Source organism: bacterium (assembly GCA_024742285.1).
Lineage (GTDB): Bacteria > Myxococcota_A > UBA9160 > UBA9160 > UBA4427 > UBA4427.
The window spans coordinates 85866-105170 of the sequence record JANSYR010000001.1 but is presented as its reverse complement, the minus strand read 5'-3'; the positions used below and the strand labels follow the sequence as shown (position 1 = coordinate 105170).

At 69.0% G+C, this 19305-nt stretch carries 19 protein-coding genes; 8 read left to right on the top strand and 11 right to left on the bottom strand.

Annotation, left to right across the window (positions count from 1 at the left end; genetic code table 11):
- Positions 1-108 precede the first annotated feature (108 nt).
- Positions 109-402 carry a DUF1330 domain-containing protein gene (locus NXI30_00485; protein ID MCR9092667.1) on the top strand — a complete coding sequence of 98 codons (294 nt, stop codon included), beginning with the start codon at positions 109-111 and terminating at the stop codon, positions 400-402.
- A 51-nt stretch (positions 403-453) separates the two neighbouring features.
- On the opposite strand, the gene NXI30_00480 is transcribed toward NXI30_00485, so the two are convergent.
- From NXI30_00480 to NXI30_00445, 8 genes are all read right to left on the bottom strand, one after another.
- Positions 454-1983 carry a DUF5666 domain-containing protein gene (locus NXI30_00480; GenBank protein MCR9092666.1) on the bottom strand — a complete coding sequence of 510 codons (1530 nt, stop codon included), beginning with the start codon at positions 1981-1983 and terminating at the stop codon, positions 454-456.
- The gene (locus NXI30_00475; GenBank protein ID MCR9092665.1) at positions 1973-2803 is read right to left on the bottom strand and encodes a DUF6502 family protein; all 831 of its coding nucleotides are present in this window, start codon (positions 2801-2803) and stop codon (positions 1973-1975) included. Before NXI30_00475 ends, NXI30_00480 begins: the two co-directional genes overlap by 11 nt.
- Positions 2804-2970: 167 nt before the next feature.
- Positions 2971-4500 (bottom strand): DUF5666 domain-containing protein, encoded by a 1530-nt coding sequence (locus tag NXI30_00470; GenBank protein ID MCR9092664.1) that lies wholly within the window; start codon positions 4498-4500, stop codon positions 2971-2973.
- A 404-nt stretch (positions 4501-4904) separates the two neighbouring features.
- Positions 4905-5465: a hypothetical protein gene (locus tag NXI30_00465; GenBank protein MCR9092663.1), complete on the bottom strand. Its 561-nt coding sequence runs from the start codon at positions 5463-5465 to the stop codon at positions 4905-4907.
- Positions 5466-5627: 162 nt separating this feature from the next.
- Positions 5628-6536, bottom strand: a complete 909-nt coding sequence (locus NXI30_00460) for a 3-keto-5-aminohexanoate cleavage protein (protein MCR9092662.1) — start codon at positions 6534-6536, stop codon at positions 5628-5630.
- A 73-nt stretch (positions 6537-6609) separates the two neighbouring features.
- The gene (locus NXI30_00455) at positions 6610-7476 is read right to left on the bottom strand and encodes a TIGR03619 family F420-dependent LLM class oxidoreductase (protein ID MCR9092661.1); all 867 of its coding nucleotides are present in this window, start codon (positions 7474-7476) and stop codon (positions 6610-6612) included.
- Between the two features lie 33 nt (positions 7477-7509).
- Entirely contained in the window at positions 7510-8871 is a 1362-nt protein-coding gene (locus NXI30_00450) for an MFS transporter (GenBank protein ID MCR9092660.1), read from the bottom strand.
- Between the two features lie 23 nt (positions 8872-8894).
- Complete coding sequence (locus NXI30_00445) at positions 8895-10016, bottom strand: nitronate monooxygenase (protein ID MCR9092659.1); 1122 nt, start codon at positions 10014-10016, stop codon at positions 8895-8897.
- 159 nt (positions 10017-10175) lie between these two features.
- Here NXI30_00445 and NXI30_00440 point away from each other — a divergent pair, with 159 nt between their 5' ends.
- The 5 genes from NXI30_00440 (at position 10176) to NXI30_00420 (ending at position 14502) form a co-directional block, all read left to right on the top strand.
- On the top strand, positions 10176-10850 hold the full coding sequence (locus tag NXI30_00440) for a glutathione S-transferase family protein (GenBank protein ID MCR9092658.1): 675 nt from the start codon (positions 10176-10178) through the stop codon (positions 10848-10850).
- Positions 10851-11097: 247 nt separating this feature from the next.
- Positions 11098-12267: a cytochrome P450 gene (locus tag NXI30_00435; GenBank protein ID MCR9092657.1), complete on the top strand. Its 1170-nt coding sequence runs from the start codon at positions 11098-11100 to the stop codon at positions 12265-12267.
- Positions 12268-12280: 13 nt separating this feature from the next.
- Positions 12281-12715, top strand: coding sequence for a VOC family protein (locus tag NXI30_00430; GenBank protein ID MCR9092656.1), 435 nt, complete (start codon positions 12281-12283; stop codon positions 12713-12715).
- A 108-nt stretch (positions 12716-12823) separates the two neighbouring features.
- Positions 12824-14104 carry a cytochrome P450 gene (locus NXI30_00425; GenBank protein ID MCR9092655.1) on the top strand — a complete coding sequence of 427 codons (1281 nt, stop codon included), beginning with the start codon at positions 12824-12826 and terminating at the stop codon, positions 14102-14104.
- Entirely contained in the window at positions 14104-14502 is a 399-nt protein-coding gene (locus NXI30_00420; GenBank protein ID MCR9092654.1) for a hypothetical protein, read from the top strand. Before NXI30_00425 ends, NXI30_00420 begins: the two co-directional genes overlap by 1 nt.
- A 6-nt stretch (positions 14503-14508) precedes the next feature.
- Here the strand turns inward: NXI30_00420 and NXI30_00415 are convergent, their stop codons facing one another.
- Complete coding sequence (locus tag NXI30_00415) at positions 14509-15765, bottom strand: MFS transporter (GenBank protein MCR9092653.1); 1257 nt, start codon at positions 15763-15765, stop codon at positions 14509-14511.
- Positions 15766-15834: 69 nt separating this feature from the next.
- Between NXI30_00415 and NXI30_00410 the strand changes: the two genes are divergently transcribed.
- Positions 15835-16650, top strand: coding sequence for a sugar phosphate isomerase/epimerase (locus NXI30_00410; protein ID MCR9092652.1), 816 nt, complete (start codon positions 15835-15837; stop codon positions 16648-16650).
- A gap of 37 nt (positions 16651-16687) precedes the next feature.
- Positions 16688-17974 carry an NAD(P)/FAD-dependent oxidoreductase gene (locus NXI30_00405; GenBank protein ID MCR9092651.1) on the top strand — a complete coding sequence of 429 codons (1287 nt, stop codon included), beginning with the start codon at positions 16688-16690 and terminating at the stop codon, positions 17972-17974.
- Positions 17975-18010: 36 nt separating this feature from the next.
- Here the strand turns inward: NXI30_00405 and NXI30_00400 are convergent, their stop codons facing one another.
- Positions 18011-19120, bottom strand: a complete 1110-nt coding sequence (locus tag NXI30_00400) for a hypothetical protein (protein MCR9092650.1) — start codon at positions 19118-19120, stop codon at positions 18011-18013.
- Positions 19074-19292, bottom strand: a complete 219-nt coding sequence (locus NXI30_00395; protein ID MCR9092649.1) for a hypothetical protein — start codon at positions 19290-19292, stop codon at positions 19074-19076. The genes NXI30_00400 and NXI30_00395 overlap by 47 nt, the downstream gene beginning before the upstream one ends.
- Between the last annotated feature and the right edge of the window lie 13 nt (positions 19293-19305).

Genomic DNA, 19305 nt, shown 5'->3' with positions numbered 1-19305 from the left:
GGAAGGGGCAAGGGGGGAGGACGGCCCGTCGCGCGGGCTCCGTGGCGAGTTAGACTCGGAGGCCCGCGTTCGCGGTGGTCCCCTCTCTCCCAACTCCGAGGATTTTCCATGCCCGCCTATCTGATCGTGAACTACAACGTCGAGAACGCCGAGCAATACGGCGAGTACTCCGCCGCGGCGGGACCGGTCCTGCAGATCGGGGAGAAGGCGAAGCTCGTGGCTTTCGACGGGGACAGTCAGAAGCTCGAGGGCGCGCCGGGTCACCAGACCGTCGTCCTCGCCTTCGACTCGATGGACGAGGCCAAGGAGGCCTATCACTCGGGCGAGTACCAGAAGCTCGCGAAGGTCCGACTCGACGCGACGTCGAACCACTTCGCGGTCCTGGTGAACGGGATCGGCTAGCGCGAGGCGCTCCCAGGAGCTGGTCGCCCGCGTTTTTTCTCGCGGGCCTCGTCAGTCCTCGATCTCGACCTCGTCGGCTTCCAAGAGCGTGGAGAGGGAGACGGCGTCGACGTCTTCCACCGCGATGACGTCGCCGAGCATCACGTCGCCCGGAGTCCGGAAGAACTCTTCCTCGCTTCGGGGTGTTCCCGGCGCGTCGAAGTAGAGCGTGCCCGCGTCGAGCGGGATCGGCTGGCCGAGGACCGAGATCGTCGGCGTCACCCGGTCCAGCGCGGTCACCGGTCCCTGGAGGCGGACGTCGTCCGCACCCGGCGTCGCATCGTCGCGTCGGATGAGGCGAGCACGCACGTCCCCGCCGTCTTCGTGGCCGCGGACCGTGAGATAGTCGTCGACCGCGATCTCCGCGAACGTGAACGACTCGTCCTCCGCATCCGAATCGTCTCGAAGACGAGTGCTGCCGTCGACGCGGACCGTGACGCCGAGGAGCGTGAGCGTGTTCGAGCCGACGTCGATGCGCGAGACGGCGCCTTCGAGCCGGGCGCCCGCCAGATCATCGGACTCGTCCTCGACCTCGTCGGCGATCAACACGCCCGCTACGACGGATCCCTCGACTTCCACGCGGTCACCGGGCATCGGAACGAAGCCCGACGGCTCGAAGACCGCGGAGGAGGCATCGACCGGAACTCCGCGGACGCAGAAGTCGGGTGCTGTCGGGCAGTTCACGACCAAGCCTTCGATTTCGGCGCGGGCCAGGTCCGCCGTGCCGAAGCCGCGCTCGGCGCGTTCCACGAGCGTGGCGTCGACCTCGTCTCCGCTCGGTCGAAGCGTGCCTTCGACCGCGACGCGGACGCCGTTCTGGAGCGCCGGGCGCGTAAGGTCGTCGAAGGGCGTGGCGGTCGCGTATCTGACCGTGATCGGGCCGAGATCGAAGATCCCGCTGCCATCTGGATTCTTGACGAGATTCGTGACTTCGTCCCGCAGGTCGATTTCGTCGACGGTCGGGTAGACGCCGCGAAGTCGGACACGCGTCGCGCGGATCGTGCCTGCGTCGTTCGCGAGGCCGCTCACCTCGAGCACGTCGTCGGTCGCGAGGGTCGCAAAATCCGCGCCGTCGGCGAATACCGTTCGCGTGGCGTCGACGATCACTGTTCGGCCCAGGATCGAGACGCTCTTCTCGACGCCCGGAATGATTTCGATCGGGGGGGCTTCGATCGGTCCCTCGAGCTCGGGGTCGTAGCGAACGCGGAGCGCGCGCCCGGAGGTGTTGCCCGGGTCGAAGTCGCCCTCGACGCGGACGACCATGCCGAGGCGCAGATCGGCCTCCGTCGCGCTCTGTCCGTCGAGCTCGACGGCGGCGCTGAGAAGCGTCCATCGCACGGCGCCGACGAAGATGCTCCCGAAGGCCGTGATTTCGCCGTCGCTGATCCCGGTTCCGCTCATGCCGCCGTTGTCGGCGAACCCGCCGCTGCCATCGGTACACGAGAGCACGGGCAGTAGCAGGAGCGCTGCGAGGAGGTTGCGAACACGTCGCGCGCCGCGGCGGTCTCCGAGGCTGAAACGAGGCGAGGTCTCAGTCGTCATCGAGGGGCTCCTCGTAGTAGTAGATGCCGACCATCGCTCGGTGACGTTCACCCGCGGGCGGACGCTCTCCGGTCATGTCGGCGTCGTGCTGGCGCATGTCGGCGTTGAGCTCTTCGAGCAGGGACTGGCCGCGCTCGGCGAGCAGCGCGCGAAGCGCGGGCAGGTAGTCGGCAGGGAGGTGGTCGTAGGCGACCTTCCGCTGAAAGTGCGGCGCGCGGCGCTCGGGCTCGAGATTGTGGTCGATCGTGGCGACGAGATCGGCGACGTCGGTCCCGAGAATGTCGAGCTTGGCGTCCTCGTCGGTCGCGGGGACGTAGGCTCGCTCGAGGAGCCGGATCCGACCGTCGTCTCGGCGTTCCGCGGCGCCGACTCGCAAGAGCTCGTCGAGGACCGCGCGGGGCCCGACGTCTCCGCCGTGGGCGGCGACGAGCGCCGAGAAGCTCGCGTCGTCATCGGATTCGAAGGGCAGCGTCGCGGGCTGCCCGCCGGCATCCTGGTAGGGCGTCTCCGTCACCCAGGCGGAGACGACGCGGGCGGCGCGATTCACCTGGCGCCGCGTGATCTCGGTCGGTCTCTCCGTCTCGGTCTGCATCAGTCGGCTCGCTTCCTTCCGCGTCAGGCCGGTCAGGACGGCGACGCGGGAGATGGAGAGCTTGCGATCCGGGACGGTGAAGTCCTCGACCGCGGCGTCGACGTAGGCGCGCTTCACCAGCTCGGCGAATCGTCCGTAGGCGAGGCCCCGCTTCAGCACGAGTCGAACGACCGGTCGCAGCATCGCGATCACCGCTCGCTCGAGGGCTGATGTCGTGGACTCGCTCAAGGCGCGGCGTCTCCGTTTCTCGAAGGGGGCGCGATCGCTCGACTCGTCGCGGGTCGGGTGCGGCGACCCGGCGGTCGCCTCCCGTCCCCGCGACCGAGCCGGAGGCTACCGCAGCGACCGACGCTTTCGTCGTTCGCTGCGGCCACCTCGTCTCCGTCCCTTCGGACTCAGTCGTCGTCCGACGAGTCGTCGTCCTCGTCCTCGTCGTCGGGGTCGGGCGCTTCGTCCTCGTCGTCGTCCTCGAGCTCCGGGGCTTCGAGCTCGACCGAGTCGGCCACGTCGATCGACGTCTCGTCCCCGTCCTCACGGTCGCGGACGTGGACCTTCCAGCCGGCCTCGACGCGGTCGAAGAACGCGTCGCGACTCAGCCGAGCGCCGTCTTCCATCTCGAATTCCGTGCGGGACGAAGTCGGGATGACGATGCCGAGGACTCCGATCTCGTGGGCGTCGCGGTCGATGGTCGTCACCGGCCCCTTGAGGCGGATGTCGCCGGACCTGTCACGGTGGACGTGGGCCGCGATGACGCTGCCGTCGGGGCGCGCGATGCCGCGGACCTCGAGGAAGTCGCCGGCGCCGACGTCTTCGAGATCGAAGCCGTCGATGCGATCGCGGCGATCGCGCAGCCGGGCGCCGTCGTCGACGGTGATCGGGATGCCGAGCAGCGTGAGCTCACGGTCGACCGGGTCGATGTCGTCGTCGAAGGCGACCTCGGCGTGGATGCGAACGCGATGCGACCGGAACTTCAGCTTGGTCGCGACGAGGACCCCGTCTTCACGGCAACGTCCCTCGGCTTCGACGAGCACGCCGTCGCGGAGCAGGGTCGGGTCGTTCGGCATGAGCCGCGCACCACTCGCGTCGACCTGCCGGCCGCCGACCTTGAAGTCTGCGATCGAGACGTAGTTCGAGACGATGCCCTGGATCTCGACCTCGTCCATGTCGTCGTCGTCATCGTCTTCGCGGCCCTTGATGTGGGACGCGTCGATGGCGTCGTTCGCGAGCAGGACGCCGCGGACGCGGACGACGTCGCCTTCGCTGAGACCATCCTCGCCGAGGTCCTCGAGCTCGGTGTCGCCGTCGAAGAGGATCTCGCTCGTGCCGATCATGAAGCTGCCACCGGACAGGCCTTCGACAGTGCCGAAGGTCCGCACCCGGCTCTCGCCCACGATCGCGTCGCCGCGATCCCGCAGGAAGGTTGCCTCGAGCTCGTCCGCTTCGTTGACCAGGCCGCTCACCAGGACGAGGTCGTCGACCTCGAGGTCGTCGAGGGTCGTATTCCGGAAGTGAGTCGAAGCGCGTGAGACGATCGCGCGTCGACCGAGGATCTCGAGCGCGCGCGCGTCGGGGGAGAGCTCCTCGATCGATCGGATCGGCCCGACCAGACGAGGGGCGAAGATCACGCGTCGCGCGCGGGCGCGGCCGTTCGACCGCGAGCCCTCGATCCGGACGACCATGCCGACGGCCAGATCGGATTGCGATCCGGGGATGCCTTCGACGTCCACGTCGGCGCCGCTCGTCTCCCAGCGATCGCCGTTCATGATGATGCTTCCGAAGCCCGCGATCGGGCCTTCGGAAGTCGATGTGACCGCGGAGGCGGTGCCTGCGGAGTCCTCGCCGCCACCCCCTCCGCCGCAGCCCACCAGGGCGACGATCGTGAGTACGGCGACGACCGTGATTGCTCGTCGGAAAAAGCGTCCCATGAGTCCCACTCCTGTTCCTTGTCCGTTGCCGGCCCGAGGGCCGAGCTTGATTCGATCGCCCGAATCTAGACAAAATTGGGAAAAAAATCCCAATAAATGAACCTGGGTTCGCGAGAATGAACGTGAAGTGGGTTTGAGCGCTATCCCATCGGGGAACGCGATCCGATCGAAATCGGGTGATCACCTTGCAGGAGCTTGCTCTGGACGCGCGCCGCGCTTCGTCCGGAGACCCGGCGCCCCAAAATGTCGCTCTCCGAGCAGGCTCCGCCCTTCTGGCCAGGCGGGTGCCTGGCGGAGGCGCCGACGGCACGGTTCGCCTCGATCTGCCGGGGAATCGGGCTGACGAGCGAAGGACGTGCCGGGGCCTCGCTTCGTGGGCGGTTCTCGCGTCCCCGATCGACCGCCTACTGCGGGGTGATCATGATCGTCAGGGTGTCGCTGTACGCGCCGGTCGGCGCGGCGGAGATCGCGGCGTTCCGGATGTTCACCTGGATCGTTGCGGGGTTCGCGCCGCCGCAGTTCAGACTGGTGCTGTCGCCGACGAAGCCCGTCGCCGGGGTGCCGTTCGAGAGCAGCGTCAGGCCACTCACGCCGTCGTTCCAGCGCACGCGGTAGTTGATGAACGCCGTGCCCGAGTTGAGCCGGAAATTCCCACCGGCTCCGTTGCTGCTCGAGGCGGTGATCTGATAGCTGCCGGTACTCGTGTAGATGCACGCGGTGGCGGTGCCGCGGGGGGCGGTATCGCCTTCCGTCCAGGGCGCGAGGACGATGTCCTCGAGACCCGACGCCTGCGCGGTCTCGCCGCGGACGATCGAGACCTCCGTCGAGCCGACCGAGCTCAGTCCGAGCGCGCCGTCGGTCGCGGCGTGCGTCGCCGCCGGGACGAGCAGGGCGAGAGCGGCGAGGAAGCCGAGCGCCCGGATCAGCCGGGGGGTCGGAACGCACGGGAACGAAGGCTCGGTCATCGATCTTGGACTCCGCACAGGGGGGCGGGGTCTCCTCCCCATCGGTCGGCTCCGGGTTTCCACTGAGACCCATTGCCGGTGCGCTCGCGAATCGACTCGAATGTAGCTTTTGTACCACGATTCGAGTCGTTCGCGGCGGCGAATCCGCGCACCGGGCCCGGTTCAGACCCCGGCGCCCTCGCGCAGGAGTCGTGCCGTGTCCTCGATCGATGCGATCGGCCGGCCGACCTCGTCGCAGAGCTTGCGCGCGGCCTCGAGGAGCTCGAGGTTGGTCGGCGTCCCCGGCCCCGCGTAGTCCTCGAGCCCGACCCGGAGGTGGCCGCCGCGCTCGAGGGCGAGGCGGGCGACCGGCGTCGCGAGCAGGTCGCCCCCCGGAATCGCGACGCTCCAGGGCATCGGGCAGTCGCCGAGGATGTCGAGGTAGGCCTCGAGACCGGCGGGCGTCGCGGGCAGGCCGAGCGGGAGGTACTCCGATCCGAAGTAGATCTTGATCTGACCCCCGAACCGGATCCGCCCGGAGCGGACGTACGCGACGGCCGCGCGCATGAAGCTGCCGTCGAAGATCGAGAAGCTGATCGGCACCTCGAGGGCGACGCAGGTGTCGACCATGTGCCGCGTATCGGCGTAGCTGTTCAGGTAGATCGTCTCGTCGTCGCTGGGTGCGCCGTCGGGCTCGAAGCGACCGAGGTTGACCGAGCCCGGGTCGACGATGCCCATGGTGAGGGCGCCGGCTTCGGCGATCTCGGGGATATGGCCGTAGCGCTGCTCGATCGTCGTGTGCGGGCCGCCGCCGGTCATGGTCGGGTAGAGGAATGCGCCCGGGTGGACCTCGAGGATCTGTCGCCACGCCTCGATGTAGGGATCGGCGGAGTGGGACGCGGTCACGCCGTCGAAGATCGGATCGTCCGTGTGGTTGTGGACGATCGACGCGCCCGCGTCGAGACACGCGATCGCCTCGCGGGCGACCTCGTCCGGCGTGCGCGGCACGTTCGGGTTCCGCTCGGGGCTCGTCACGCCGTTGATCGCGGCTTCGAGGATGACGGGGGTCACGTTGGGCATTTCGGGGGGCATGGCGGGGCTCCGGCTCGGCCTCGCGTCATCGCGCGGCTGTCGGGATGATCGCGAAAGGGATCGACCGTCGCCGCTAGCTCGCGCCGACCGAGTAGGTCTCGGCGAAAGCGGACATCTCGTCGAGCTTGTACCGGAGGCTCGTCTCCGTCGCCTTCAGTCCGTCCGTCCACGGCGGCTTCAGGTAGTCGGTCACGCCCCACTCGCGAAGCTGTGCCATTCGCTCGGGGGTGGGCTCCGTACATCCGACGATGATCCGGAAGTCGTCGAGGTGGCCCGCCGTGTCGAGGCGCGCCTGCTTCGCGCCCGCGACGTAGCGCTCGATCTCGTCCCACGGATACACCGCTCCCTCCCAGCCATCGTGGCGGGCGGCGCGGCGGAAGGCGGCGGGAGAGGTTCCGCCGATGTAGACCGGGATCCTCGACGGCGGCGGAGGCTGCATCCGAACGCGGGGAAACGCGTAGAACTCGCCGTCGTGCTCGACCATCTCGCCGGACCAGAGCTTCTCGAGGACCTCGAGCTGCTCGTCGACGTGTCGGCCACGCCGGTCGAAGGGCTGGCCCGAGAGTCCGAACTCGAGCTTCTGCCAGCCCACGCCGACGCCGAGATGCACGCGCCCGCCCGTCACGACGGAAGCGGTCGAGATCGCCTTGGCGGCCGTGAAGGCGTCGCGGAGCGGGAGGATGTAGACCGTGGTCATGAACCGGAGCGTCGTCGTCTCTCCGGCGAGGGCCGCGAACTGGACCCAGGGGTCCGGCCAGGGGACCTGGTCCTCCCACGGTGTGACGCCGTCCTTCGCGATCTCGTAGCGGTCTTCCTGGACTTCGGCCGTCACCCAGTGATCGCCCAGGGTCATGCCGCAGAAACCGAGCGACTCGGCGTGGCGGGCGAGGGGGGCGAGCTCCTCGATCGGCGTGTAGCCCATCCCGTGCCAGAAACGCATCGAGCTCTCCTCGGTCAGGCCGTCGGTCGTGTGTTAGTCGGTGCCCTGGCCGCCGTTCTGCCGGCTCCCCTGGCGGTTGCGTTCGATCGCCCGGCGGTGGGCGGCTTCGTCGAGGCGGAACCGGCCCAGCGCGACGACGGCGAGCACGTTCAGGGTACAGGGAACGAGCCCCGCGGTGAAGCGGATCCAGTCCCGTGTCGCCTGGCTCTGGGCCGCGAGCCCCGGGTCGTAGCTCGCGGCGGCGAGGATCGCGCCGATCAAGCCACCGGCCAGGGCCGTCGCGGACTTCTGCGCGAAGTTCCAGGTCGCGAAGTAGGCGCCCTCCCGGCGCGCTCCGCTCTCGGCCTCGTCCCAGTCGATCACGTCGGCCTTGAGGGACGGTCCGATCACCGAGCTCGAGCCGCCGAGGAAGCCGATCAGGAACGTCCAGGCGATCGCGACCGCGGTGTTGCCGCTCTCGATCGAGAAGATGAAGGCGAGGGTGACCGCGCGGGCCACCATCGACACCGCCCAGACCCGGCGCTTGCCGAAGCGGCGCGCGGCGACGACGGCGACGGGGAGCGACGCGGTCATCGCGAGCACCGCCGTGCCCATGTAGATCGCCGTGTTGCCCGGGGTCTCGAGGACCCAGTTCGAGAGGTAGGGGATCGACGCGAGCAGGATGGAGAGGCCCGCCTGGTCGAGGAAGAAGATCAGGATCAGGATCCGCGCGTGGGGATTGCGGAGCACGTCCCGGAACGCGACGAAGCCGCTGGTCGAGGATCCGCCCTGGAATTCGGGTCGCTCCCGCAGGCGGGCGGTCGCGACGAAGACGAAGACCACGACGGCGAAGCCGAGCGCGACGGCGACCTGGCCGGCGCGCGCCCGTGGATCCTCTGCGTTCTCGATCAGTCCGACGGCGACCGCGGCGGCGACGAGCCCCATGTTCTCGAAGAACTGGGAGCCGCCGAAGACCCGCGTCCGGTCGTGGTAACCGCGACCGAGCTCGGCGCCGAGCGCGAGGTGGGGCACGCGAAAGGTCGAGTAGAAGGTCCGCAGCAGAAGGAACGAGACCAGGACCCAGACGACCACCTGGGACGGGTCGAAGCTTCGCGGGGGCTGCCAGACGGCCACGGTGCAGACCGCGAGGGGGATCGCCGAGGCCGCCATCCAGGGACGCCGCCTTCCCCAGCGCGAGCGGGTCCGGTCGGAGAGGTGGCCGATCGGCGGATCGTTGATCGCGTCCCAGACCTGCCCGATCAGGACGATCATGCCGGCGGTGGCCGGCGCGATCCGCAGGACGTCGGTCATGAAGACCAGGAAGAAGGTCGAGACGAGGAAGGACGCGGCAAAGACGGCGCCGACGGGGGAGCCGTAGAGCACGATCGTGGAGAGCGGGAGTCGCTGGGCGTCCATCGCGTGTGGGTGTTCCGGCGCCCTCAGTCCGTTCCGGCCCAGCCGTCGAGACGCTCCATCGTGTCCGCGTATTCCATGGCGAGCTCCTCCATGACCGTGCGGACCGACTTGACGTGGTTCATCGATCCGACGATCTGCCCGACGAAGTAGTTGTCGAGCTGCTGACTGCCCGCGTGATTGTGGCTCGTCCGCTTGATGCGAGCCTGTGCCTCCCGGATCAGTCGCGGCTGGAGCGGCATCGGGAGCGGGTCCGGATTCGACTCGTCCTCCCACGCCTCGGTCCAGGCGCTCCGCAGCATCCGTGCGGGCTTGCCGGTGAGCGACCGACTCCGGATCGTGTCACTCGTCCCCGCCGCGAGGAATTTCTCCTTCACGACCGGCGACGTCTCGGCCTCTTCCGTCGTCAGCCACAGCGATCCGATCCAGACGCCCTGGGCACCGAGGGCGAGGCTCGCCGTGATCTGGCGACCGGATCCGATCCCGCCGGCGGCGAGGACGGGAACCGGCGCGACGGCATCGACGACTTCGGGGACGAGAACCATCGTCGCGATCTCGCCCGTATGGCCACCGGCTTCGTAGCCCTGAGCGATGATGATGTCGGCGCCGGCCTCGGCGTGGCGCCGGGCGTGTTCGACCGTCCCGGCGAGCGCGGCGACCTTGATGCCGCGCGCCTTGCCCTGCTCGACCATCCACGCGGGCGGCGGCCCGAGGGCACTCGCGATCAGCTTGATGTCGTATTCGAAGAGCGTCTCGATCACTTCGCGCTGGCTCTCGAAGCCGACCTGGAACCCGCGCCCGACCTTCGCGTCCTCCTGGAGCGGTGGAACCTCGTGCTTCTCGAGGAGATCGTCGAGGAAGGCGCGGTGGTCGGCGGGGATCCGCTCGTCGAGCTCGTCCTGCGAGAAGCCGCCTCGCTCGCTTCCGGCGTACTTCGTCGGGAGGAGCAGGTCGACGCCATAGGGCTTGCCCTGGAGCTCGTTCTCGATCCAGTCGAGCTCGGCCCGCAGGTTCTCGGCGGAGTGGGCGGCGACGCCGAAGACGCCCAGGCCGCCGGCCTTGGAGACCGCGGTGACGACGTCACGACAGTGGGTGAAGGCGAAGATCGGGAACTCGATACCCAGCTCCCGGGCGAGGTCGGTATTCATGGAGGCTCCTTCCGGTGAGGCCGGAGACGCTTCGATCGGACCCGCGGATCGTGGCGCATTGCGGTGGGACCGGGCGGGACTTCGAGTCTGGGAGCGCTGCTCGCTCGGGCGCGTCGCAAAGGCTATCCCCCTACGGAACCGCCCGCTCCTGGAGGAATCATGAGTCTGATCCTGTACGGCGCCCCGCTCTCTCCCTTCGTCCGCAAGGCCGACGTCACGCTGCGCGAGAAGGGGCTCGAGTTCGAGCTCGAGCCCGTCAACATCCTGCCCATGCCCGACTGGTTCCTCGAGATCAGTCCGGCGAAGCGGATTCCGGTCCTGCGCGACACCGACTACGGCAAGGAGGGCGTCGCCGGCACGATCCCGGACTCGTCGGCCATCTGTGCGTTCCTCGAGCGGAAGCACCCCGAGGTCCCGCTCTATCCGACCGATCCCTACGAGTACGGACGTGCGCTCTTCTACGAGGAGTACGCGGACACCGTGTTGGTCGCGCCGATCGGCATGGGGATCTTCCGGCCGATCATGTTCAACGTGTTCCAGAAGAAGGACCCCGATCTGGATCGCGCGAAGCAGACCCTCGCCGAGCAGATGCCGCCGATCTTCGACTACCTGGAAGGAGAGCTCGACGGCAAGGCGTTCCTCGTCGGCGAACAGCTCGGGGTCGCGGACATCACGCTGGCCTGCATCCTCACGCAGCTGACGCTCGTGGCTGGCGATCTGGACGCGGCGCGCTGGCCCTCCCTCGCCGCGCACTACGAGCGCATGATGGCGCGCCCGTCGTTCCAGCCGAGCCTGGCGATCTGCAAGCAGGTGGTGCCGGAGCCGTTCCTCTAGGCAGACGAATCCGGAACCGGAGTCGGTCCGCGTTCGAAGCGACGCTCGCGTTTTCGTGTCACCCGCGACCCTCCCACGGGGTGCGCAGTCCGCGGCCCGGATCGCCGTGCCTCGGAGGGTGCTTGACGCCTGCGGCCGCGCTCGCCACGCTCGTGGGGTGGGCCTTGCGACGTGGCCCCGTCCAGGAGGCGCGGCCATGAGCGCGACGACCGAGGAAGTCGATCCCTTCGAGGCCTTCGACACGGCGATGGGCATGGACGAATGCCGCGACCCGTATCCGGAGTTCGCGGCGATGCGGGCGAAGGCCGGCGTGATCGAGGATACGGCTCCGAGCGGCGCGATGGCCGCCATGCTCGGCGAGGAGAAGAAGAGCTTCATCGCCGTGAGCTACGACGCCGTGTCCGAGATCCTTCGAGACGGGCGGATCTTCTCCTCCGGTGCCTATCGCGAATCGATGGGCGCCGTAATGGGCCCCAACATCCTCGTGATGGACGAACCCGAGCACGGACGATACCGGCGGCTCATCCAGCAGGCCTTCAGCAAGAAGGCCCTCGAGGTCTGGGAGCAGGAGCTCGTCCATCCGGTCGTCCACGGACTGGTCGATGCCTTCGTGGATCGCGGCTCCGCCGACCTCGTTCGCGAGCTGACCTTTCCGTTTCCGGTCCACGTGATCGCGGGCATGCTGGGGTTGCCCGAGGAGGATCTTCCCTGGTTCCACGCGCGCGCCGTCGACGTGATCAGCGTCGCCCTCGATCCGATGCGAGGGATCCAGGGCTCCCAGCAGCTCGGTGAGTACCTCACGCCGATCATCGACGCGCGTCGCGCGAACCCCGGCAAGGATCTGATCAGCGTGCTCGCGACCGGCGAGCTCGACGGACAGGAACTCGACAACGAGCACGTGCTCGGCTTCCTGCGCCTGCTCCTTCCCGCCGGCGCCGAGACGACCTACCGCTCCTCGAGCAACCTGATCTTCGGGCTGCTCTCGAAGCCGGAGCAGTGGCAGGCACTCGCCGACGACCGAGGGTTGATGATCCAGGCGATCGAAGAAGGGCTCCGTTGGGAAGTGCCGTTGACCGGGATCGGACGCCTCTGCGTCGAAGACACCGAGGTCGCCGGAACCGAGATCCCCGCCGGCTCGTACGTCCATGTCCTGATCGGTGCCGCCAATCGCGACGAGACGCGTTGGGATCGCGCGGACGAGTTCGACATCCATCGTCCACCGCGCCAGCACATGTCCTTCGCTTTCGGCCCCCACCGCTGCCTCGGCATGCACCTCGCGCGGATGGAGACGAAGGTCTGCCTCGACGCGCTCCTCGACCGGCTGCCGAACCTGCGACTCGACCCCGCAGCCGAGGACGTCCACATCACGGGCCGGGCCTTCCGGTCGCCGCGCAGCCTGCCCGTCCTGTTCGGATAGGCCGCCGCGACGGATGATCCACGCCATCGACCACACCGCGATCTCGGTCCCAGACCTGGACGAAGCGGTCGATTTCTACACGAACGTGCTCGGCTTCGAGGTCGAGAGCGAGTCGGGCTGGCCCCGTGGTGCCGCGCGCGTCGACCAGCTGGTGGGGCTCCGGGACTCGTCCTCGAAGGTGGCGATGGTCCGGCTCGGAGACACCCGGATCGAGATCTTCCAGTACGTGTCCCCCACGCCGAACGTGCGGGATCCGGGCCTCCGGGTCTGCGACCACGGGATCACCCACTTCTGTCTGCGGGTGACCGGAATCGAGGACGAGTACGCGCGCCTCGAGGCGGCGGGCGTCGAGTTCAACGGTCCGCCCGTCGACGTCGGCAGCTCGATCTGCGTCTACGGACGCGATCCTTTCGGCAACGTGATCGAGTTGAAGCAGCAGAAGCCTTGATCCGGTGCAGTTCCCCCTCAGGCGGGGCCTGCCGGGGGCCGATTTCGGAAGCTAGACTGGTTGCGTCTACCGGGTGAACGATCGTTCACCTCTCGAGGAGTCCCCGACATGGCGTCCGCCCCCGTTCCCACGCTCGACATCGATCCCCACGACCTGATCACGCCCGCGAACTACGGCGTCGCCGGTCAGCCCCACGAGGTCTGGACCCAGCTCCGCGCCCACTCGCCCGTCCACTACGTCGAGACGGACACGCATCCGCCCTTCTACGCGATCACGCGGCACGCGGACATCATGAGCATCTCGTGCAAGCCGGACATCTTCAGCAACAGCGAGGGCCCGTTCCTGATGGACAAGGTCCAGACGCTGCAGCGGATGGACGCGCCCGAGAACCGCCCGCCGATGCGCACGATCATCGAGATGGACCCGCCGGAGCACCGCGACTACCGCAAGGTGGCGAGCGGCTTCTTCACGCCGCGCTCGATCCATCGTCTCGACGAGATCGTGGCCGACTGCGCGCGCGCCCAGATCGACAAGCTCGGTGAAGAGGGCGAGTGCGACTTCGTCGAGCAGATCTCGCAACGCCACCCGCTTCGCGTCCTGGCGACGATCCTGGGCATCGAGCCCGAGGACGAAGACCTCCTCCTCGAGCTGACCCAGCAGCTCTTCGCCGCCGACGATCCGGACCTCCAGCGCGAGGCCGCGGACCGGCAGGAGGCGAGCAAGCAGCTCTTCGCGGACTTCGGTGCGCTCTTCACGCGGATCATCGCCGATCGCCGCGAGAACCCGACCGACGATCTCGCGAGCATGCTCGCGAACGCGAAGATGCCCAACGGTGAGCCGCTGCCGCCCCTCGAGCTCTTCGGGTACTACCTGATCGTCTTCACCGCCGGACACGATACGACCCGCAACGCGATCTCCGGCGGGATGCAGGCACTGCTCGAGAACCCGGACCAGATGCGCAAGCTGAAGGCGAATCCGACCGAGGCGATGGGCAAGTCGACGGTCGAGGAGGTCGTCCGTTGGACCTCCCCGGTCAACTACATGAAGCGTCGCCTGCTCCGAGACGCCGAGGTCGGTGGCGTCAAGATGAAGGCCGGCGAAGACCTGATCATGTACTACGCCTCGGCGAACCGGGACGAGGCGGTCTTCGACCGTCCCTTCGAGTTCGACATCGAGCGCCATCCGAATCGCCACCTGGGCTTCGGAACCGGAGAGCATTTCTGCCTCGGTGCCCACGTCGCCCGGCTCTCGTCCCGCGCGCTGTTCCTCGAGATCGCGAATCGGGTCGAGGAGATCGAGCCCGCCGGCGATCCGACCCACATCTCGGCGAGCTTCGTCGCCGGTCTGAAGACGCTGCCGGTCCGGTACAAGATCCGCCCCGCGGCCTGATGGCGACGCCCCTCGCCCTCACGAAGCTCGTGGTCCACGACCTCGAGGGCATGTCCGCCTACTACCGACGCGCGTACGGCCTGAAGGAGTTCGGGCGCGTCCGTGCGGAGATCGTCGGGGAATCCATCGACGAGATCTTCCTCGGCGTCGACGCCGGCCACGGTCCCGGCTCGCTCACGCTGCTGCAGTACCCGGAGCGTCCGGCGCCGACGCCCGGTGGAATCATCCTCGGGTTCGTCGCCGAAGATCTGGATGCCCTCGTCGCCGACGTCGAGGCGGCGGGCGGAACGGTGCGCGAGGGGATCCGCGATTCCGACGTCGCGCCCGTCCGCGTCGCCTTCACCGCGGATCCCGAAGGCAACCTCGCCGAGAACGTGCAGGTGACAGGCCCCGCCTGATCCGGCTCAGGCGTCCTTGGCGTCGAGGTCGCGGAGATAGGTCCGCGCGCCCAGGACGTAGTGCACGGCGGCCCACGCGACGAAGACGACCAGGGCCACGAGCGCAAAGCGGATCTCCGGTCCACCGCCGAACGCGTCGGAGAGCCCGCCGACGAGAATCGGGCCGAGCCCGAAGCCGACCAGGTTCATCGCGAAGAGCGCGAGCGCCGACATGACCGCGCGCATCCGCGGCCGGACGAGGTTCTGCATGATCGCGTGGGTCAGCGCCGAGTAGGCGTGGTTCAGGAACGTGGCCGCCGCGATCATCGCGACCGCGAGCGTCGCTGTCTCCGTCGTGTAGGCGAGCACCGAGAAGGGCAGCGAGAGCACGCAGCCGATCGCCGGGATCCACCAGGTCCACCGCGCGTCCCGGGGCGCGAGCCGCTGGCTCAGCCAGCCCGCGCCGTAGACCGAGACGGCCCCGGCGAGCCCGGCGACCAGTCCCAGGCGGACCCCCGCCTCGGTCGCCGTCAGCCCGTGGACGCGCTGGAGGAAGGACGCGTGGAAGGCGCCGGCGCCGGCGAGGAAGAGCGTCTGCAGGGAGGAGCCGGCGAGGGCGTGGCGCATCGAGGGGAGGCGCGCGATGAACCCGAACGTCGCGCGGACGGATTCGAGCTCGCTCGAGGCGTTCGCGTCGAAGCGTCCGCGCTCGGGCTCGCGGAGCGTGAGCTTCGCGAGCAGCGCGAGGACGACGCCCGGAATCCCGACGACGAAGAAGGCGGTTCGCCAACCGAGCTCGTCCGACAGGTAGCCGCCGGCGGTGAAGCCGAAGAGGATCCCGAACGGAACGCCCAGCCCGTAGACCGAGAGCGCGAACCCTCGGCGCTCGGGCGGGTACGTGTCCGACAGGATCGAGTGGGCCGGCGGCGTGCACCCGGCTTCGCCGACGCCGACGCCGACCCGCGCGGCGAGGAGCTGGAGGAAGTTGGTGGCCATCCCCGACGCGACGGTCATCGCGCTCCAGATCAGGAGGGCGAGGCTGATCAGGTTGCTGCGATGGCCGCGGTCGGCGAGTCGCGCGATCGGGATGCCCGCGAACGCGTAGAAGAGCGCGAAGCCGCCGCCCATCAGGAATCCGAGCTGTCCGTCGGTCAGGTCGAGGTCCGCCTTGACCGACTCCGCCAGGATGTACATCACCTGGCGGTCGATGTGATTCACGACGTAGATGACGAGGAGGAGACCGAGGGTGTACGCGGCGCCCTTCGCGGGCGGCGGTTGCTGCATGACGAGCGACGGTACATCACGACGCGCCGCGGGCTACCGCTGCAGGCCACACGGAACTAGCCTCGGGAGATGCCCCGCTTCGGACTCGCGACGCTGAACCACTCGCCCCTCCACGGCCTGCCCACCCAGTGGGAGGCCCACCTCGACGCCGCCGCGGAGGCCGGCTTCGACGCGATCGCGCCGGACGTTTTCTGGCTGCGGAAGCTCGAGGAGGAAGGCGTCGCGCTGGCGACGCTTCGCGCGGGCCTCGAGTCGCGTGGACTCGCGTGCATGGAGCTCGCGGGGATCGCGATCGGAGCCCCCGACGCGACCGCTGCGGAGCTCGAAGAACACGTGCGCTGGTCGGAGGCGCTCGGCGCCGAGTTCGTCAATGCGCGCGTGGTCGAGCCCGTCGACGCGCCGATCGTCGAACGCGCGCGGGGCGTCGCGGAGGCGCTCGCCCGGGTCGGAACCCGGCTCGCGCTCGAGTTCAGCCGGGGCACGAAGCTCCGCTCGGTTTCCGACGCACGGGCCTTCTCCGAGGCGCTCGGCGTGGCGGGGGTCGGCGTCACCCTCGACACGTGGCATTTCTTCCTGCGCCCGGAGGGCGTCGAGTGGGAGGCCCTCGAGGCGCTGCCGCTCGAGCACTTCGCGAACGTCCAGCTCTCGGACGGCGTTCCCTACGGCGAAGGCGAGTTCGGACCCGCGACGATGGACCGGCGGCGGATGCCGGGGGAGGGCGGGTTCGATCTCGCCCGCGCGGCGGCGCAGGTCGAGGCGCGCGCGTCCGATCTGCCCGTCGTGGTCGAAGTGCTGAACGCGGATTGGCGCGCGCGACCTCTGTCGGCGTTCGCACGGCGCGCGGCGCTCACGTCTCGCGCTGCCTGGTCGACCGGACGGGCCTGAGGAGATCGCCTCTGATCCGCGGTATTCTCCCACCCGCATGACACGCGTACTCATCGTCGGCGGTGGATTCGCGGGTTTGCGCGCCGCTCGCGATCTCGGAGGTGCTCCCGACGTCGAAGTCACGCTCTTCGACGCGCGGAACCACCATCTCTTTCAGCCTCTGCTCTATCAGGTCGCGATGGCCGGACTGAGTCCCGCCGAGATCGCTGCGCCCATCCGGTCGCTCCTCGCCCACGCTCCGAACGTGCGGGTCCGGCAGGAGCGTGTGCTGCGGATCGATCTCGATGCCCGCCGCATCGAGACGGCGAGCGGGTCCTTCGACTACGACGTGCTGGTCCTGGCCGCCGGGGCGGGACACTCGTATTTCGGCCGCGACGACTGGGAGCCCCATGCGCCCGGTCTCAAGACGCTGGCGCAGGCCACCGAGATCCGACGCCGGGTCCTGCGCGCCTTCGAAGAGGCTGAGAAGGAGTCGGATCCGGCCGTTCGCCGCGCCCTGCTCACGTTCGCCGTGGTGGGCGGGGGGCCGACGGGCGTCGAGCTCGCCGGCGCGATCGGCGAGATGAGCCGCTTCACGTTGTCCCGGGATTTCCGGGAGATCGATCCGAAGCTCGCCCGCGTCGTCCTGATCGAAGCCGGCCCCCGGATCCTGCCGATGTTCTCGGAGCGGCTGTCGAGCCGTGCGGTTCGCGACCTGGAGAGCCTCGGCGTTCAGGTCTGGGCGGAGAGCCTGGTCACCGCCGTCGACGAACGGGGCGTCGAGGTCGGTGACGAGCGACTGGAGGCGCGGACGGTCTTGTGGGCCGCCGGCGTCGCGGCGAGCCCGCTCAACCAACAGCTCCGGAGCGCGCTGGATCGGCAGGGGCGCGTGCGCGTCCGGCCGGATCTCTCGCTCCCGGATCGTCCGGAAGTGTTCGTGGCCGGCGACCAGGCGCACGTCGAGGGCGGGGAAGGAGAGCCGCTCCCTGGCGTCGCACCGGTCGCGATGCAGCAGGGCGCCTATCTCGCGAAGCGGATTCGCGGGATGGCGGCCGGTCGAGTCGACGATCGTGCGTTCGTCTACGTCGACAAGGGGCAGATGGCGACGATCGGTCGCAAGCGGGCGGTGCTCCAGCGCGGGAAGCTCGAGCTCGCGGGATTCCCGGCGTGGATCGCCTGGCTCCTCGTGCACGTCTACTTCCTCGTGGGCTTCAAGAATCGTCTCTTCGTCGTACTCCAGTGGGCGTGGGCCTACCTGTCGTTTCGGCGCGGCGCGCGCTTGATCGTCGATCGGGAGTGGCGGGAGCGGTCCGGGACCGACGCGTCAGGCGCCGACCGCCCGTGAGGAGCGATTTCGGGGCCCTGCTCGGGATCGCGCCGGCTAGGTCTCGTTCGAGTCTTCCTCGGCGCGGATCGCGCGCGTGACCGCGCGCGTCGGGCCGAAGTTGTGCAGGCCCAACGCATGCAGGTTGCCGAGGCCGCCGCAGACCATCACGAGGATCTCGTCGGGGCGCTCCACCAGGTGCGCGATCCCCTGCGCGTCGATGCGGCCCCGCTCCTCGAGCCAGGCCCGATGGGGCTCCGGAAAGAAGTCGATGGGATGGGCCGCAGCGTGCCAGAGCGCCTCCTGCGTGTCTTCGATCGTCGGGAAGTCCTTGGCGATCAGGTCGGCCCACGGCGGGGCGAGGCAGACCATCGTCTCGGCACCCCAGTGACTGACGTAGGCGTTGGTGCCCGGGTAGGCGAGGCTCTTGCCGATGAGCTCGGTGAGGGTCCGGCCCGTGTCGGCGGCGACGTCGGCGATGTCCATCGTGCCGATGCAGCCGTAGACCGTGACCGCGTCGCCCGTCACCCCGCGGCGCTCGGCGAGGGGCGCCCAGGGAGAGCGTTCCTCCCACTCGGCGACGACGATCCCGGTCACCCGTCCCGGCTGTCCGAAGACGCTCTTCGAGTTCTCGCCGATCTTCTGGCCGCCGATGTTGCGCATCGTGAGGCGCAGCGCGCGTCCGATCGCCGGCGCCGTCCCCGGCACGCCCCCGAAGCACCCCGCTTCCATCGGCAGCTCGAGGGAGTGACGGATCGGTCCGTTCACGAAGACGCCCGGAACGACCGAGCTGGTCGTCGTGTTGAGTGAGAAGAGGTCGAGGGCCGGGTCGACGCAGGCTTCGATCGCAGTGCAGAGAAGCGGCATCGCCTCCGCCGGCGCGCCGGCCATGACCGCGTTGATCGCGAGCTTCTCGACGGTGCAGCGCCCGTCCCGGGGCGGCAGGACGCCCAGCAGCTGATCGGGAAAGCGGCCCGAGGCGGCGACGAAGGCGCGCACGCGCTCTTCGGTCGGCGGGATCAGCGGCAGGCCGTCTCCCCAGCCCGCTTCGGTCGCGAGCTTCGCGAAGGCCGACGGGTCCGCGTCGATCTCGAGGCGCTGGCTCGACAGCCAGCTGACCTCACAACCCGAGGGTCCGCAAGAGCGGTCGATAGTGCTCTCTTGCAATCTCACGCACCTCCTTCTCGGGGCGACTGTCGAGGGGATAGGGCAGGACGTGAACGCGAAGGCCAGAGCGACCGGCGTTCGCGGCCATCGTGTGCGCCAGGGCTTCGAACTCGGAAGTCACGACGGCGACCGCCGTCTTGCCCTCCTGCAGTGCGACGACCGCGTCGTGCACCGTCCAGGAGGTA